We start from the raw sequence: 17,841 nt of genomic DNA, 5'->3' as shown, positions 1-17,841 counted from the left end.
ATATCTTCGTTGACCTCGTCCTTCATCCAATAACCACTTCCGAAGTAACACTCGAGGTTGAGTAACACCGCAAATGTCGGAAGACAATGACATGGCTATTGCGGCCCCGCTCCAAGCCATCAAAAAACTGCTTCTTTGTCGAGGTGTGACCGGCACATCGCTTACGAAACAACACGTAGCATTGACAAAGAATGCAACTACCACTCCCTACTCAGCTCATGGCGCGATCCGCATCAAAGGGCGATGCGCTCGGTTGGGTGCAGCAATATGATCTGTCCGAAATCACCCGCTCCGCCTGGAACTGTCATGAAAGATCCAACCGGCATTGAGGGAACGCCGGCCGACGTCCTGCCGATCGCCGCTGACAGCGGCGCGGCCACCGTCTGTCCGGCGCCGGTCAAGAATGTAAGGCCCGTTCCGCGACACCTGCCTGAGCGCGCCATGGTTGGCCAATCCGAAAAGTGGTTCGGCAGCTGATCGCGGCCGGAAGGGGGAAGACAAATGTGGGAGCACAACATCGAGGCCCTTTGATGAAACGAGATACAGATCCGAGTTCATCCTCCTGCCCGCGCCATCGAGTTTCGGCTTGCCCTGTTGATAGATTTGATGTCGAGAGGAGTATCGTCGCAATCATGCAATCGGAGTCAAGCTGTGGACCCAAAACGAACTGAGCAAAAGCAGCGTCGGACGATCATAGTCAAGGAAGCCCATCCTGTTGATGCTCATGTGGGGCAGCGCATATTTTTAGCGCGCCAAGCCAAAGGGATGTCTCAAAAGATTCTGGCCGCACGGCTCGGGATAACCTTCCAGCAGATTCAGAAGTACGAGAAGGGTAAGAACCGCGTCAGTTCGTCAGTACTCTATGGGATCATGTGCGCGCTTGACGTGCCCGCTACCTATTTTTTTGATGGATTAGCGGCCCCTGACAGGCCAGCGCTGGAGGCAGATCCCCCGCCAATGAGAAATTCGAAGGCAATGGAACCATTGTTTAGGGCCCAGGAAAATGTGAATCTCTTGCAAAATTACCTAGCCTCTTCTTCGGCCGTCCGGAAAGCGGTTCGCTCACTGCTTTCAGTCGTTGCAAAGGAGGAGACATAGGGGCCTATCCAGGACAGCAGGGTCTGGTTGTCAAGGGTCTCGTTCCGGCGAAGGACCGCGCGATAGATCTGGCAACGCTGTCGGCGCATATGAGAAAACAGCGCATCCTCCGGAGACGCCGCCGACCCGAAATCCCCAGCCAACCTCTGCTGGGATGCAATGCTCGGCGTAGTTTTCGTGCCGCGCCGAATCCGAGAGATGGTACGGGGTCGAATTTCAGCAACGGCGCCTCCGGCATCGCCCAGGGAGGACAGATCATCGGAGATGAGGAATTCAAGGACGATTGAAGGCCCCACTCAGAATATCAAAAGCGCATCGAGCTTAAGGGCCGCGGAATAACTCGATTCTTGAGAACTCGGTGCCTGACGTAGCCCGGCGATCTTTTCGAACTGATCCGGATCTTCGAGCGCCTCGTGGGTCATCGATGCGAGGCGCTTGAAACCATCAAAACACTTCGAGTGCAGGGGCTCCCCATGTTCCGCCGCAATTTTTGCGATGGCTGCCAGGGGGCGCAGCGCGTAAATGTGATAGTCCAACGCCCTGGTCCCACGAGCGAGTTCCGCGGGAAGTATTCCTTTCTCGTCAACCTGGCATGCGCCGATTTCGAAACTCGTTTTTCCCCAATTCTTGAACTCGGGTTCGTCGACCAGGAAACCGATAGCAGCAACAGAAAGCCCCGCCCAATAGCGGTGATTGTTTGTCTTGGACTTGGGACCAAGTCGAAGGGCGTATGCCTCGATGGTGTCGCGTGCAAGCTTTCCGAACCAAGCACCGTAGCTGCTGCGCCGCATGTCGGATAAATTTGCGACCTTTGCAGCGGTCTGAACTGCGAGGACGATTTCCGCGACCCAGCGGTCGCGGCTTAGGTATGCATCCGACGATCGCATCTCCGTCAATGACTGCGCAGAGGCCCAGCGATCGACATTTTCGAGGACACATTCTGCTCGTGCTCTTGCTACTTGCGGATTGTCGGAACGGGCATAGGCGATGTTCGTCAGAAGCCGGATCGAGTTGCGGATCGGCTGGACGAGCTTCTCGCGCTCGGCGGATCTGTCTTCATCGATCGACGATTTGGAGCCGTCGTCCTCATTATATTTCGATTGCGTCTTCAGCGCGGCTGGAGGGGCAGGGATTTGCAGGCATACAGGTATCTCTTCGCTTTTGTTGCCCGTACCAAAAGCGTCGCTCTGAAGGGGCGCATTTGAAATACTGTTTGTCTGAATGGAATAGTCCTTCGCATTTTCAGCGGCCCCGCGTTCGTCGCTTGGTGGCAACTGCGCAGGCGTAGAGATCCAGCTCTTGAGGTAAGGAACGGCACCAGTTACCCGTTCAGCAACAGAAATGGCGCTTTCCCCTGATCCGCCTGCTATTTCCTGCGCGTTCGACCCGGTGGCGTAATACATCATCAGGATTGCAGTGCCGGCTCTCAGGAAGGATTCTCTCATGTTCAGCTCCATATTTCAGGAGACGATACGAATGAGACGGAAATAATGAACTCAGAGAATACCTAAAGTTTTATATATACCAACGATTTCCTGCAAATTACAAATGTATAAACGGTTTTAGTAAAAATAAAACGTTCTTTTTAACTTACGTTTAACGTTAACAATTCTTGAGATCGATCTTCAAGCAAATATCCGGAGTTCTAGAAGTGAGACAACACGATCTGAAGGCCCCGGTGTCTGTCTACCTGGAGCTATCGACACTATTTTGCCTTTCGGGGGGGGCGGCAAACAGAGACGTTCTCCACAGAAATAGAGACGGGAATACAATTAAGGTTAATCACGGCTGCACATAAAATTGGCAACCAAATTATTAAAAATGGAGCTTTTAATGTCTCAAAAACTCAAATTCAGGGGCTAAAAACGGGATTCGGTACGATCTGAGTTTATTAAAGGGCTTTCTGATCTATCGGCGGCCTATTTTTTGGGCCGATATAATCGCGGATAGGATGCGGAAATATTCTTCGTGTGCATTGACGCTACCACAAAATGCTGTATTGCAAAAAACGAAAAGGCGATTGATATGGCAAGTGTCAGTATAACTTTACTTATTTAATTGCCTCTTGTTTTATTTCTTGCACGGAGAAGGGGTATTGCCGTGAGCAAAACGAATTTGCGAGTAAGTATTTTTGGTGCGGGTTACGTCGGCGCCGTTTCGGCTGGTTGCCTTACGAAAGACGGATTTAAGGTCGTCGCGGTAGACCCCGACCAGTATAAGGTTCAATGTATCTCGCAGGGTACATCCCCAATCTTCGAACCCGGCCTTGCAGATCTCATACAAGAGGGCGTAGCGAAAGGTCTGTTGACCGCGACCACCGACTATGTCGCTGCGATTAACGAAACCGATATCTCCTTTTGCTGTCCGGGTACGCCGAGCCGCGAGGACGGCTCGCTGGACACTAGCTACGTCAAGCTGGTTTCCGAGCAGATCGGCGAGGCGCTGCGCGAAAAGAGTGCATATCACATGGTCGTAGTGCGCTCGACGATCCTGCCAGGCACAGTCGAGGCCGTCGTCATTCCCGCGCTCGAAGGTTCATCGGGCAAGAAGGCCGGCGTCGACTTCGGTTTGGCCTACTATCCTGAGTTTTTGCGTGAAGGCACGGCTATCGCGGACTATTACAGCCCGGGCGCCATCGTTTTTGGCCAGTATGAAGGCGATGAAAGGACCGTCCAGGCACTGCACGACCTTTGCGGCTCCGTCGACGTTAAGCCGCATGTAATCCCCATCCGCAGCGCGGAAATCGTCAAGTATACCAACAATTGCTGGCATGCGGTGAAGATCTCCTTTGCTAACGAGATCGGCAACCTCTGCAAGTCAGTCGGGATCGATAGCCATCTGGTGATGGATGTCGTCTGCGCCGATACGCGGCTTAACATTTCTCGAGCTTACATGAAGCCAGGCTTCGCCTATGGCGGCTCCTGCCTGCCAAAGGATCTGCGAGCTTTGCGTCATTTCGGCAAGATGCAGAACGTATCGACCCCGGTCCTCGACGCGACAGTCGAGGCGAACCAGTACCAGCTCGAGCGCGCTTTCCGCCTCGTCAACCGCTCCGGCGCTAAGAAGGTTGGCCTGCTTGGACTGACCTTTAAGTCTGACACGGACGACCTCCGTGAAAGCCCGCTGGTGATGCTTGCCGAGCGCCTGATCGGGAAGGGTTTCGAGTTGTCGATCTATGACTCCAACGTCTCGACCGGCGATCATGGCGGCCGCAACTTCATTTCGCATCTGGCGGGATTCATGCGATCGACGCCCGAGGAAGTGGTATCTCAGAGCGAAGCCATCGTCGTCGGCATCAACGGGCAGGGGACCAAGGACGCACTGAAGATGGCGCGCGAAGGCGTCAAGGTCATTGACCTCGTCCGTATCCCGACGGAAGTGCCGTCCGGCGTCCATTACGAAGGACTCGTCTGGTAGGCTCCGATGTCGAGCGTCCTCAAGCACATTGTCTTCGTGTTGCTGCTCGCTTTGTGCGCAGCCCTGCTGCCGCAGCAGGCCTTCGATGAGAAGGCTCGCGATGCTGCGCTTATTGTTGGGGTTATCGGGCTGTGGCGATGGTCTTGGGGATTGCTTCACCTGGTGCGCAGCGTCTGGTTCAGACTGGTCCGGTTCCCGGCGATGCGGAGAGCGGCCGAAGCGGCGGCGGCGTCGCGGGGGCTGGGGCATGCTTACTTCCTGATCACGAGTTTCAGGATTGATGCCCCGACCACCACGAAGGTCTATCGCGGCGCCTTCGTCGCCGCGGCCAATGCGCCTGCTGGGGCGACAATCATCTGCTCAATCGTCGAACTTGGTGACGAACGTCTCATCCGTCGGCTTGCCGAGGTGATGTATGGCGACAGTTTGCCATTCCGGCTGGAGATCGTGCGTATCGCCGGGACGGGCAAGCGCGACGCGCTGGCCGCGGGTTTCCGTGCAATCGCAGCGCTCAACCCAGCCGGCGACGACACCGTTTCGGTAATCGACGGCGACAGCATCGTACCTCCCGACCTCGTCGAGCGCTGTGCCTGCATGTTCCTGGTCAACCCGAATTTGGGTGCACTCACCACCGACGAAGTGTGCACGGTCGAAGGCGCGGACATCTTTAAGCAGTGGTATTCGATGCGTTTTGCTCAGCGCCAAATTCTGATGTCGTCTCATGGCCTTGCAGGGCGCGTACTGACGCTGACGGGTCGCATGTCGATGTTCCGCGCGCCCCTTGCCTGCAATCCGGACTTTATTGACCACGTGCAGAACGACTACATCGATCATTGGCGCTTGGGCCGCATCCGCATGCTCACCGGCGACGACAAGTCAAGTTGGTTCTGGCTGCTGAAGAACGGCTACAACATGTACTACGTACCCGACGTTCAGGTTGAGACCATCGAGCAGCCTCCGAGTCCCAGCTTCATCGGCTCCGCCTACGTGCTGATGACACGCTGGTTCGGCAATATGCTGCGCACAAATGCCCGCGCTCTTAGTCTCGGGCCCATGAGAATCGGCGCGTTTACTTGGTGGTCGGTGCTCGACCAGCGCATGTCGATGTGGACCAGTCTGTCGGGCGTTACGCTCGCCCTTCTCGGGACCGTGATGATCACGCCGTGGACTGCCGCGTTCTACGTCCTCTGGGTCATCGTATCGAGATACATCTTGGCGCTGACGTTCCTAACCGTGCGCCCTTCGATCAATCTGGTTTATATCCCGCTGCTCTACTTCAATCAGATCTTTGGTTCGGCAGTAAAGGTGATGATTTTCTTCCGCCTCGACCGGCAGAAGTGGACGCGACAGAAGACTGCTTTCAAGCGGACGGATTCTCGTTTCGACGCAGCCTTCAAGGTTTGGTCATCCCGTCTGGTCAACACTGTTGCGGTGCTGGTGTTCGTGTCGGCCCTCGTCTTCCTCTCAAATATGGCCAGCTATTTCTCGGACGAAGCTCCGGAACGTCTGCCGAAAATCACCGACAGGATGTTCTAATGACTGCGGTTGCCATGCCTAAGCGTCGCGAACGGGAGTTCCCGCGCTTCAAATTGCCGCTGGTCGCGCAAATCGACGGAAAGCGCGTCGAGGTATGCGACTGGTCGGTTGCCGGTCTCGGCCTCGCCGGCGTCGCGCTGATGCAGGCACCAGGCGACCAAGTCGCCGTGACCCTGCTCCTCGAAACGGAGAGCTCCTGCCTCGAGTTAAGCCTCGATACACGTGTGGTCTGGGTGAAGTCAGATGAGGCGCGCGCCGGACTAGAAATCCTCGATCCTGCGGAGAAGACGGCGCCCTTGGCGCATTTCGCCGACCTCTATCTCGCCGGTAGGGTCGTTCAAAGCGGTTCAAAAATTTTCGTATTGGGAAATCAGATGGCAGAAATGGAAAATGCTAAGGCCGCGGTTGTCGGCGTGACGTCGTCGATCGGCAACGGTCTTGCGGGCCGCGTGTTCGGGCTGTTGATATTTCTCGTCATCGGATTGGCCGCGTTCTTCTTCCTGTTCAACATCGTCTACAAGAGGCTGTTCACGTTCGAGGCTGTGTCTGCGAGCATTGCCGCGGAGACGGTAGCCGTCTACCAGGCGCGCGATGGCCTCGTGGAGTTTGCCGACCTACCGCAGAGGGTGAAGCAGGGAGACCGTCTCGCGACGATCTCTCTCGATGCGCCGACTGCCGGCGGCGCATCGACCGTCGATGTACTTTCTCCCTGCGATTGTTACGTCCTCTCGGTCGATCATCCCGGCTCTACCTATGGCCGCGCGGGCGGACGGATGCTCTCGCTCGTCCGCCAGGATGCGACACTTTACGTCTCCGTTCGCGTGCCTTTCCGCCGTCTCGCCAACATCTCCGACAAGCCGCAGATCTCACTAAGCTATCTTGATGGGGTCGAGGCGAAGAATGTCGACATAGCCTCTATCCCCAAGGTAACCGAATACACCGCCACACAGATTGAAATTCAGGTGCAGCCTGGTCGCAGCCTCGATGCGTCCATGGTCGGACAGCCGGTGCTGGCGACCTTTGACACTGCGCCGTGGCACTAAATTCCCCGTTTGAGATCCATTGCGCTGACGAAGCCGGAGGCATGACAGTGAGCATACCGACGAAGTCTGTAAAAATAACGCCCGCGATCATGATCGGCGGAAGCGGCACGCGCCTGTGGCCACTGTCGCGCAGCAACATGCCCAAGCAGTTCCTACGACTAGTCGATGACCGCAGCCTGTTTCAAAACACGCTTGCACGGGTCAATGATGCGATGTTCTCAGCGCCATGGCTGCTGACCAGCCGTGCCTTCGTCGACATGGTCAATGCCCAGGCGCAGCAAATGGAGCAGGAACTGGCCGGAATCGTTCTTGAGCCCTTCCAGCGCGGTACGGCCGCGGCACTTGCGGCGATTGCGGTCGCCGCGAGTCAGGCTGATGCGGATGCGCTCGTGCTGGCCATGCCGGCGGATCATGTTATCGACAATTCGGCGCTCTTCCTGAAGGCAGTCAAGAAGGCGCTTCCACTCGCGATGAACTCGAAGATAGTCACTTTTGGCATCGTGCCGACCGCACCGGAAACGGGTTTCGGCTATATCCGTCCCGGCAAGCCACATATCGTGAACGGTGAGGAGGTTGGCGCATTGGTCGAGCAGCCGGGTGGTTTTCTCGAGAAGCCCGACCTCGACAGTGCCAAGCAATTCGTCGAGATGGGCTATCTGTGGAATGCCGGCATTTTCCTGTTCCGAGCGTCGGCCTTGGTCGAGGAACTACAACGACACGCTCCGGCCGTCTATGAAGCCGTGGCGGCCTCGATTGCGCACGGCACGACCCGTGACCTCGGCAGCCATAAGCTGCTGATGCCGGCGGACGGGGATTTCGCCCGTTGCCCGCATGATGTTCCGATCGACACCGCGGTGCTGGAGAAGAGCGGCCATGTCGCAGTCGTACCGTGCGATGACATTGGCTGGGCCGACATCGGTTCCCTGTCCGCGCTCTGGGAGATCAGTGCAAAGGACGAGAACGGCAATGTGGTGCGCGGTGCAGGTTTCGTCTCACGATCGCGCAATTGCCTCGTACACGCCCAGTCCGGTCGTCGTGTCGTCCTAAGCGATATCGAGGACATTATGGTCATCGATAGTGAGGATACCGTCGTTGTACTGCCCAAAGCACATGCCCAGCGGGTGAAGGACATCGTCGCCTCGCTAAAGAAGATGGATGCCCCGGAAGTCAGTTTCACTCGCAGTGCGATAAAAAGCTGGGGGTCGGTTAAGATCGACCGTACCTACTGCGACAGCCAAATCTGCGCGGTGACAATCGATGGCAGGAGCTCGGTCACATACCGAATCTCTGGCGCTGAGCGTGAGACCTGGTTCCTCCATGGCGAGCAGCGCGCGGAATATGGTGTCGACGGACATTTCGCGCCCTTCGTTTCAGGTAACCCGGTCTCTTTCAGCAGGGGACAGGTAGTGACAATCCGTACGCTCTTAGGCGCGTCGGAATTCACTTATGTCCGCAAGGATCCGGATCTGAATTGGCGAATCGACGACTGGTTCCCCCAAGTGGTTGAGATCGAAATGCCGAAGGTCGTTGCGGTCTGAGCGCGAGGGATATGAACAAGATGAACGCGCCCGCAAGCATAACCGTGGAGATTTCCGGCCGGACGGTTCCCGTCCTCGGTCTGAGTCCCGGTGGTCTGATCATACCGTTGGTCCAGGACATGATCGGATTTAGCGACGTCGTGCGCGTGACGATGTCCAAGGGTGAGCTGACCTGGAAGGGTGAGGTGTCCGTTCAGGGGGAGCGGTCCGGGGAGAACATCGATCTGATTCTGACCGGCGGGCGCGAGCAATATCGGAGGCTGGTCAGCGTGTTGAACTGGTATGCCGGGCGCAACGCATCTTATGCCGAACAATTTGCGGACAGGCCGCCGGAGGCGAAACATGCCTCGGGGGGCGTCGGACCACTCGCCAGCTTGGCCGTGCTTGGTCTTGTTGCTCTCGTGCTAATCGCATTGATCTTCCAGCTGTCCGCCCAGCGGAGCATGGGCGCTACCTCGCAGATCGCCTATGTCGCGGTGCCGGGCAAGGAGCTGGATTCCCACACGGCCGGCCAGGTTGTGTACGTGAAGGGAGCCGGAAAGGTCGAGAAGGGCGAATTGTTTGCTGCGGTGAGGACCTCGCGGGACTATGCGAAGTTTCTTGAGGCGAGCAGCGGGGGCGACATCAGCGCCCAGGCGGCTACGCTTCAAGATTACGTTCGCAAGGGCACGCCGGTGGTGCGCCTGTCCGACACGGGCGCAAAGCCCTATGTCGCTGCCTTCGTCAAGCTGACCGATGCGGTGACCGCTCTGAAGGCGGGGCAGGCGCAGATTGACTTTCCCCGTTCTGGGCAGACGCTTTCCGTTCCGATCGAACGGCAGAGCTACGTCAACAGTACTAAAGTTTTTACTGACGAGGACGGCAAGACCCTGGCTGAAATCAAAATTAAGCTCCCGGATGGAGTAGATATTCCCTTCGACGAGCCGGTGGTGGTCAGGTTTCAACGGCCGGTATGGAGCCCTTCGGCAACATTACCGCGGTGGTTAAAAACCATCTCGTCGCTGCTGTCGTGAGGATCGAGTACATGCGTATCTCTTCGACACTTTTTTCAACGTTCATGATCAGGGGCCTCGTTGGCCTGACTGCACTGGCAACGCTTCTTTCCGTCGTTCCGGTAGGGGTGGGCGTTCACGCACAGGAACTGACGTCTGGCGAGCAGAGCGTACAGCTCGATGAGCTTGCGCCGGCCGAACGTGATATTACCGAGGACAGCCTGAAATACGGAGCGAACGTCGCGCTGGCGCGTTGGCAGGCACTGCATGACGATGAAAAGTTGCGCAGTTTCGACTCCTATTTCGAGATTTTCCGCGAAGTGGCCCGCATCGAGAGCCTCGATCATGCCACGCAAATCGCCGGTGTAGACGTCCATAGCAGGCTGGCCGCGGCGGCATCTGAACTTCACAAACAAATGAATGCTCAGGGCCTAACGGCGCGGGACGCAGGGATCAGCGCGCTGCAGAGCCTGATTGCCAGCCATGAGAATTCGTTTTCGGTAACGGACCCGGATTCGTTCAAGGTGCGCTATACGCTGATCCTCGACTACATATCTGGTATCGACGCGGCGAAGCTTAGCCTCGATCTCGCCAAGCGGCTAGCGACGTGGAAGCTAAACGGCCTCGCCCTCGACATCTACGTGGATTTCCTGCCGCTATATTTCGATGGTCTGGATACTGCTGCCGACAGGCGTGAGTTGATGAAACTTGCCAGTGCCAATGCGGGAACCGTGGGCGATCCGAAGGTTTTTCGGGTGTTGACCGATCTATTGAGAATGTCGCCACGCGCGGAGAAGGTCGAACTCGCTCAGGTATCATTCGAGCAGATCGACGTTGACGCTGTTCGCAATGCCGCCGCGGGTTCACCTGGTCTTATGTTGTCGGCATGGGCCGAAGCGGTCGAACTCGCCCACGGTGTTACACCCGGAAACGATGCCGCCGGCTTGCGTGAACAAGCAAGACGTAGCCTCGACACCAGGGCATTCGAGCTGCTGATGCTAGCGGAAAAGAATGATGAGTCGCGCACCCGACTCATCTCCGATGCGATCATGGCCGACATCCGGGAAGACAGGCCGCTGATAGCTTATGACCGCGCAGTAAACCTTGCACTTTCGCCAGTCGCGGCCACTGACACCTATCTGGCGCTTGTTCACAGTTTCGCCGTTGCTGGCTACGACAACTTCGTTAAGTCATTGGCTGAATCCGTCGCTACTTCGGTCAAGGCGAACGAGTTGCGGCTGACGGATGAACAAACGACATCGCTATTCCGACACATTGAGTTCGTGCGGGATCCAGCCTTTGCCCTAGCGCTCGGCCAAGCGATTCCAGGAACTGCAAATATCGCACAGGTGACAGCACTGCGTAGCGATATACGAATGATCTTCTCTCTTCCTGTCGAGCAACCGATCGGAGCTAGACAGATCGCAATCGGCTCGGCTGCAACCCAAGCTCTGAAGGCCGCCGCCGACCTGATCAACGGCGAGCTGCCGGATCCTTCCACTCTGCGCAAGCTGGACGTGTCAAGTAGCGGCGATATCACGCTGTTATCCAGTGTGTCAGCACGGCTCTGGCAATATTCCAGTCGCCGGGAACTTCTCCTGAATTTCGTGCGCGGTGCCACTGATCCCAATTTGCGGCAGGCTGTTGCGCTCGGAGTTACCGGCTTTGCTGGCTTTAAGGCTAGTGAGGATCGAGGCGCCGATTTTGCCGCCGCTGTCGGCGATCTGCTGCCGTCAGCGACTGGAGAAGATCGGGGACTTCTTGCGGCCTCCATTGGCAGAGTAGCTCGACCCGACGAACTTCGGGGTGAGGCCCTGGCCCGCTATGCGCGCTATCTAGCGGCGAACGGTCAAGCTATAGCCCCGCCTGAAGGTTCCGCTGATGCCGACAAGCTCTCCATTGACGAAGCAAGTGCCATATTCGGCAACGTCGGAGTGGCGACGGAGCGGCTGAAGGCTGTCTCCGACTACAAGCAACGAATTGGTGAATTCCGGCGCCTCGCCGAGGCGCGTGCCAGTGTGCTGGATGATAAGGGCTGGCTAAACAGTGCTACGGCCCCAGCAAAGTCCGCGCCCGATGCGATCAACTTCGGCAGGATGTCAACGATTAGCGACGGCCGCATGTCCCTGTCTCTGCCGAAAGAGGCATCGCTTCCAACAGCCGGTCGCCCGTTCATGCCAAATCTGCTGCTCGGCAGCGAAGCGGTCAGGTCCAAGATCCCGGTGCCATCGTTGCGCGAAGCGAACGAGGCGCTCGCGGCAATCTCCAAGCGCGGTGAGACGCGTGCAACCCGCCTGATCCGCTTTTCGTCCGAGCATTTCGACGAGATCATCAATCTTGGTGTGCGTGAATATCTCTATCTCAACTCCGAAACAACCGTCCCCCGCATCATCTTCGTCACCCGCGGCGTTGTGACGATCAGCGAACTCATCGCCCAGGTGCGGGCAACTGATCCTGATGCGATCACGCTTGATGGCGATGCGGTCACGCTGAACGTACCACTTGCGATCAACGACGGTGCCTCGCTGATCGTTAGCAATCTGGAAATCAAGTCCCTGAAGCTGAACACGAAGGCCGGGGCTTTCATCGTTAACAGCGGCAAGATCTTTTTCGACGGCGTGTCCGTTTCCTCGGTGGACGTCACCACCGGCCAGCCGAGCTACGTGTACGATCACGAGAAGGGCATCTTCTTCCGTCCGTTCATTCTCAGCTGGAGCGGTAGCGAGACCTTCGCCGCCGATTCACGCTTCGTCGCGCTTGGTTATGCCGGGGGCCGTACCTACGGCATGTCGCTGTCTTCGGGATCGACGGACACCGTAGCGCGCAAGGTCCAGGCGGCTGCGCCCACTGGGTACTTCATCAATAATTCGTTCGAGAACCTCTACTACGGCTTCTACGCGTTCGAGGCCAAGGACATCGTCTTTGTCGGCAACGAGCTCGTCAACGGCTTGATTTATGGTCTCGATCCGCACGACCGTTCTAAGAACCTGATGATGGCCTACAATACTGCCTATGGGACCCAGAAGAAGCACGGGATCATTATCTCGCGAGAGGTCGACGACAGTTTCATCCTTGGCAACCTTTCCTTCGAGAACCACGGTTCCGGCATCATGCTCGACCGTCAGAGCTATGGCACGATCGTTTATGCAAACGATGCGAGCCGCAACGAAGGTGACGGCTTCTCCGCAATGGAAAGTCCCTGTGCCCTCGTTGACAGCAACATGTTCTATAGCAACGGTCGCTCGGGCGTGAAGGTGCGTAATTCATGGGATGTCCATGTCGAGGGTAACCAGATTCGCCAGAACAAGGCTGCCGGCATCGAAGCCTATATCGATAACCTTCAGATGTCCGAGCAGAGTGAATTCCGTGACTTTGCCGAGGACCCCTATTATCCGGTGGCAACGGTGGCGGCGCTCGACAATCTCATTGAACACAACCGAGTAGGCCTGATGACCCGCGGCGCATCCGAGGCCATGTTCTACGGCAACAGGTTCGTCGATCAGTTGCCCCGCTATGTGTCGGGCGATCTGAAGCAGCTCGCACTCGACGTCGTTTCCAGCAACATGAAGACCGGCGTGCTCGCGCGTTCGGTCTGCGTGCCGCGCATCCCGGTGAAGAAGCAGTGTGCGCTGGCTGAGAATGGCATCATCATCCCCCAGTCCCTCCAGCCGGAATTCCAGGCTGGCGAGGCTTCCCCCAGCTATTGCGTCGAGGCCGAAGGCTCGCCGCAGTCGGCTGCGTTTAACATGCAACAGGGGGAGTAAAAGATGATGAGTCATAGGATTGGAAAATCACGTCTGTTGGCCACACTGCTCACTGTGCTGGCCTCTTCAGCCGCAATCCTTGCAGTTACGCCGGCCTCGGCATCGGAGATGCCGCGCCAACTGACGACTGAAGCGAGGAAATCATACCAAGCCGAGCAGAAGACGCTTGCCGGTTACAGGACGTCGAAAGATGCCGTCACGCTGCTGGCTTATGGGCGGCTGCTGGCACGGGGCAAGATCGCCAGCGATCACAATCCGCTACGGGTCTCCGACATCGACGCCGCAATCGCCGTCTATCGCAGCCTGCTGACCACCGATGATGCCGGGATCCATGCCAAGGTAGTGGCCGAACTGGCGGACCTGCTCTTGCGCAAGGGTGGAACGGAAAACGAGAGCGAGGCGGTGGCTTTGCGCATGGACGCAGCCGGAGGTACTGCGCAGTCAGAGCCGCCTGCCGAAATGCCAGTGCAGCAGCCCACTGCGGACACCGAAGCTGCGTTGCGCGACAAGATGGCCAAAGGTTCGCTTGACGCGGCCTTTGAACTGCTGATCGCGCTGAACCGCGAGAACTCCTCGGAAGCCGACATGCTGCGCAGCCAGATGTTGCTGATGGCCAATCTGTCGGCTCTCGACGGCGACAGCGCGGTCGTTCGGCTCAGCGGCCGCTATGCTTCTTCCTTCGACGCGCAAAAGCACCCGGAAGCCCTGAAGGCGCTGTTCGAGCTGGCCTCCGGTGGCGGCAGCGAAAGTGCTGTCGGCGAGATCGAGAAGAACCGCAAGGCGCTTATCTCGATCCTCGGCAAGGACGAAGTGCGGCGTTTCCTGTGGAAGCTCGTCAACGGCGGTTCGAGCCGAGCCGCCGAACTGATCGCCCTCGATTTGGTCGATGAGAAAATCTACGGCTTCGACGAAACGGACTCCAAATGGGCCGTCTCGATGCTCGAGGAGGCCGGCAGTTACCGCGCCAACTATGTGATCGCCAAGCTCTACTACCAAGGCATCTATGTCGACAAGGATCCAGCCCGCGCGACCGCTGCGATGGACCGGATGCTGGCCGGAGCGGCCGAGGCCGGCCAGGACCGGGTGGTGGTGGCCGACCGCTTCGCCCGCATGAATCTCTCTGACAGCCTTATCGCGAAATATGCCTTGCCGATCTACATGGACGTCTGGAAGGGTGGAAAGTCTTCGATCATTGGCCGCCTGGCGCGCATCATCGTCAGCGCCGAGAAGGCCGGTTATTATGCAAGCACCGCCGACATGCCGATCCCACCAGAGCGGCTTGTCGCTGAACTGTCTAACGCCTACGAAATAGGGGATCTATCAGCCGGCTTCATCCTCGGCGACATCTATCGCGAGGGGCGTCTGGTAGGGGAGGAGCCCGCAAAAGCCCGCTCCATCTATGAGGGTCTGAAACAGCAATACCCGGATTCGCCGGAGATGCAGCTGAAACTGCGCGAGCAAGTTGCCAAACTCGCCCGGCGGGATCTCGAAGTCACGTTGAATTACGCTCGTTACTACGAGGAGATTCGCGCGCTTGCGGAACAGCAGGATCCGTGGGCGATGAAAGAGTACGGTGTACTTCTAGTAAAGGGCGCGCCGCAGTTTGAGGCCGATCCGGAAGCTGGTTTCGCGATGCTGCTCAACGCGCTGTCGCTCGGCTATTTTGGCGCCGGTCCGGATGCAGCCGACTTGGCGTTGGCAACCAACAATGCCGATAAGCTGAAGCGGATCGCCGATGTCTATGCGAATTTTGACCCGCGTATTCTTACGCCCGAAAGCAATATTCAGCTGGCAAAGATCGACGTCGCGCTGAAACAGTTCTCCAAGGCGTTGCAGTTGCTGGATACGCCAGAAGTGCTCGAAGTGCCGGCGGGACGCTTCCTGTTCGCCCAGGTCAGCTTGGCGGACGGCAGGCTGGTTGCGTCAGAAGCACACCGGCAGATGAGGGACATTATCCTTTCTTTTAACGGCGACGGCGCAACCCTGCTCGGCTTCATCCAGCAGCTGATGCAGGAGGACGGGCTCTCGCCGGAATTCGTCGAGCCGGTGCTGGAGCGTTTGGCGGAGTTGGCAGACAAGCGCGACGTCAACGCGATCACCGCAGCGTTTAAGCTGCGGCAAAAGTGGCCGTCGAGCGAGGCGCTTAACTTCCTGAAAGTGGTCGACTGGTGCAGCTTCCTGGCCGAGCGTGGACAGGGCGGGCCTCTGACCCGCGTCGCGATCAACGTCAATGCCAAGGCGGTCGGCGAGGAAAGCTTCAGCCATTTGATCGACAAGGTCGAAGAGGTGCTGCCTCATCTGCCGAGCAACGGCAATCTGCGCATGTTCCTCGCCAAGCAGTACCTTGTTGGCAAGTATCGGCCTAAGGATTACGCCAAGGCCGACGCGCTGACTAAGCAGGCAGCGGAACTGGGCAACGAAGAGGCCCTGAACAGCATCGCGACGAACTACTACTTCGGCCAGGATGTAGCGATGGATCGCGAGCGGGCTGAGGCTCTCTATCGCGACCTGGCCTTCGTTGGCTCGAACCGCAGCTCCCTGGCTTTAGCACGCAGCTATTCAAAGGGCCCGAGCACGCGCGTCTATGAATCGCGAGCATTCGCCTATTATATCAAGGCCGCGCTCAACGGTTCCGTTACCGCAATGACGGAACTGGGACGGAGCTATCTCGCCGGCGCGGGTGCTGCGCAGGACGAGGCCAAGGGTGTTGCATGGCTCGAGAAAGCTGCCGCGCTCGGCAACACCGACGCGATGATTCAGCTTTACTACTACAACTTCATCAAGAGTCCGACGAACCACAACCCCGAGGCCGAACATTGGATGAACGCGCTCGTTGCGGCGGAAGTGCCGGACATGGTTCTGCGTAAGGCCGTGTTGCTCTACGACCGCGACAAGGAGGCCAACAAGCAGGAAATCTTCGCACTCCTCGACCATGCAGAGCGATTAGGCAGCCAGTTCGCGCGGCGCCTGAAAAACTCCTACATCAGGGAAGCGCGCGCAGGAGTGGCGAAATGAAGCAAGCGCACATCTACCGCAAGCCCTCATTCCGAGCGATTTCATTTGCAGCAATTGCTCTAGTATGTTCCTCGCTGTCGTGGCTGACGCCGTCGATCGGCCATGCTGGCACCGGGCAGGTCATGTTCAAATGTGACGGCCTCGAAGAAAAATCGCTGTATTCCACCTTTGGCACCAAGATGTATCAGGCCAACGACGGGTGGTTTTTCCGGCCGAGCGATTATCAGACCTTGTTTGAACTGCCGCAGGAGAGCCTGAATTTTGTCTCCCGTGTGAATGGGGCGTTGAACTATCGGGGGATCCACTTAGTCGTGTTGCCGATGCTTCCACGTGCGATCGCGGGACGTGATTTCGTGCCGAACGAGGGAATGCTCGCTGACTTCCTTTACGATCCTGATTTCGCAGCGCAGCAGTTTGACGACGTAATCGCATCGGCACGCCAAGTTGGAATCGATGCGATCAACGTCGATGACATCCTCAAAGCAAATCCGTCATTCGACAAAGCCAACTATTATTTCAAGCGGGACATCCACTGGACGCCCGAGGGCGCTCGGCTCATCGCCCAGGCAGTCGCCGCACACATCCGCAGCTTGCAGGGCGACGTCGAACATGAAGTCGAGTTCGAGACCAGCATGGAGCCCGAGCCGCGACTGCACAAGGCAAAATTCAACGGCGTGCTAAACGAGCTTTGTCAGTCCAAGATTCCTTCCGAAGAGGTTAGAATTTACGAGACCAAGCAAAAGGTTGGCTCGCTCAATGAACTGCTCGGAGAGGATGATGCGGGTGGGGCCGGGGAACCCGTTCATGTCGTCGGCAGTTCTTACACCGACGAGATCTCGGTTTACAATTTCAACGGTTTCCTGCGCGAATACTTGAAGCAGAACGTCGGCGGTTTCGCGGTGTCTGGCGGTAGTGTCGATCAATCTATCTATGCCTGGGCGCAGAATGCCAATGGCATCACGAAGAAGCCCAAGTACCTCGTCTGGGAATTCCCAGATTTCGGCGACCTGCGTAAGCAGACGGCAGTCATGAACTCGTCAGTCGTCCCTGCCATAGTCGGTGATTGTAGCGACAGGCTGATGGTTGCCAACAAAAGCTTTGGCGAAGACGAGGCGATCGAACTCGACCTGCCACCGCTCACCGGTAAGCCAGACGAATACTATCTCCGATACGAGTTCGCCAACCGGGCTCTGACTGGTTTTCAGCTGACCTACAGCTACCGCGAAGGTTCCGTGAAGACTGTGTCGTTCAACAATCCGCCACGCGTCAGCGGACTGTCCCAACTTTACCAGGCACTGCCGGCCGGCAGGGGGGCCGGGCCGCTCCACGTCAGCCTGAAGATGGAAGGTGGGGCGAGATCGGCAGGGTTAGTGAAACTCTGCCGCTATCCGGACGCCATATTCCAGCCCGTTGCAAAATCGAATTGAAGAATAAGGTG

At 57.5% G+C, this 17,841-nt stretch carries 11 protein-coding genes; 10 read left to right on the top strand and 1 reads right to left on the bottom strand.

Annotated features, from left to right (window positions below; genetic code table 11):
* Nucleotides 1-306: 306 nt before the first annotated feature.
* Nucleotides 307-477 carry a hypothetical protein gene (locus tag PYR71_RS28880; protein WP_275621733.1) on the top strand — a complete coding sequence of 57 codons (171 nt, stop codon included), beginning with the start codon at nucleotides 307-309 and terminating at the stop codon, nucleotides 475-477.
* A gap of 129 nt (nucleotides 478-606) precedes the next feature.
* The gene (locus PYR71_RS31095) at nucleotides 607-1,098 is read left to right on the top strand and encodes a helix-turn-helix domain-containing protein (protein WP_416340356.1); all 492 of its coding nucleotides are present in this window, start codon (nucleotides 607-609) and stop codon (nucleotides 1,096-1,098) included.
* Nucleotides 1,099-1,394: 296 nt separating this feature from the next.
* Here PYR71_RS31095 and PYR71_RS28875 read toward each other — a convergent pair whose 3' ends face one another.
* The gene (locus tag PYR71_RS28875; RefSeq protein WP_275621732.1) at nucleotides 1,395-2,543 is read right to left on the bottom strand and encodes an alginate lyase family protein; all 1,149 of its coding nucleotides are present in this window, start codon (nucleotides 2,541-2,543) and stop codon (nucleotides 1,395-1,397) included.
* 655 nt (nucleotides 2,544-3,198) lie between these two features.
* On the opposite strand from PYR71_RS28875, the gene PYR71_RS28870 reads away from it, so the two are divergent.
* From PYR71_RS28870 to PYR71_RS28835, 8 genes are read left to right on the top strand one after another with little or no spacing between them, the layout of a single operon-like run.
* Nucleotides 3,199-4,515 carry a nucleotide sugar dehydrogenase gene (locus PYR71_RS28870; protein WP_275621731.1) on the top strand — a complete coding sequence of 439 codons (1,317 nt, stop codon included), beginning with the start codon at nucleotides 3,199-3,201 and terminating at the stop codon, nucleotides 4,513-4,515.
* A gap of 6 nt (nucleotides 4,516-4,521) precedes the next feature.
* Nucleotides 4,522-6,051 (top strand): glycosyltransferase, encoded by a 1,530-nt coding sequence (locus PYR71_RS28865; protein ID WP_275621730.1) that lies wholly within the window; start codon nucleotides 4,522-4,524, stop codon nucleotides 6,049-6,051.
* Between the two features lie 53 nt (nucleotides 6,052-6,104).
* Entirely contained in the window at nucleotides 6,105-7,094 is a 990-nt protein-coding gene (locus tag PYR71_RS28860) for a hypothetical protein (protein WP_275621729.1), read from the top strand.
* A gap of 47 nt (nucleotides 7,095-7,141) precedes the next feature.
* Nucleotides 7,142-8,632 (top strand): mannose-1-phosphate guanylyltransferase, encoded by a 1,491-nt coding sequence (locus PYR71_RS28855; RefSeq protein ID WP_275621728.1) that lies wholly within the window; start codon nucleotides 7,142-7,144, stop codon nucleotides 8,630-8,632.
* Nucleotides 8,633-8,643: 11 nt separating this feature from the next.
* Nucleotides 8,644-9,645 (top strand): hypothetical protein, encoded by a 1,002-nt coding sequence (locus PYR71_RS28850; RefSeq protein WP_275621727.1) that lies wholly within the window; start codon nucleotides 8,644-8,646, stop codon nucleotides 9,643-9,645.
* 11 nt (nucleotides 9,646-9,656) lie between these two features.
* Nucleotides 9,657-13,388 (top strand): right-handed parallel beta-helix repeat-containing protein, encoded by a 3,732-nt coding sequence (locus tag PYR71_RS28845; protein WP_275621726.1) that lies wholly within the window; start codon nucleotides 9,657-9,659, stop codon nucleotides 13,386-13,388.
* A 36-nt stretch (nucleotides 13,389-13,424) separates the two neighbouring features.
* Nucleotides 13,425-16,403: a tetratricopeptide repeat protein gene (locus tag PYR71_RS28840; RefSeq protein WP_275621725.1), complete on the top strand. Its 2,979-nt coding sequence runs from the start codon at nucleotides 13,425-13,427 to the stop codon at nucleotides 16,401-16,403.
* Entirely contained in the window at nucleotides 16,400-17,830 is a 1,431-nt protein-coding gene (locus PYR71_RS28835) for an alginate O-acetyltransferase AlgX-related protein (protein ID WP_275621724.1), read from the top strand. The genes PYR71_RS28840 and PYR71_RS28835 overlap by 4 nt, the downstream gene beginning before the upstream one ends.
* Nucleotides 17,831-17,841: the final 11 nt, after the last annotated feature.

Source organism: Rhizobium mulingense, assembly GCF_029194105.1.
Lineage (GTDB): Bacteria > Pseudomonadota > Alphaproteobacteria > Rhizobiales > Rhizobiaceae > Rhizobium > Rhizobium mulingense.
This window is presented reverse-complemented; position numbering and strand designations above follow the sequence as displayed.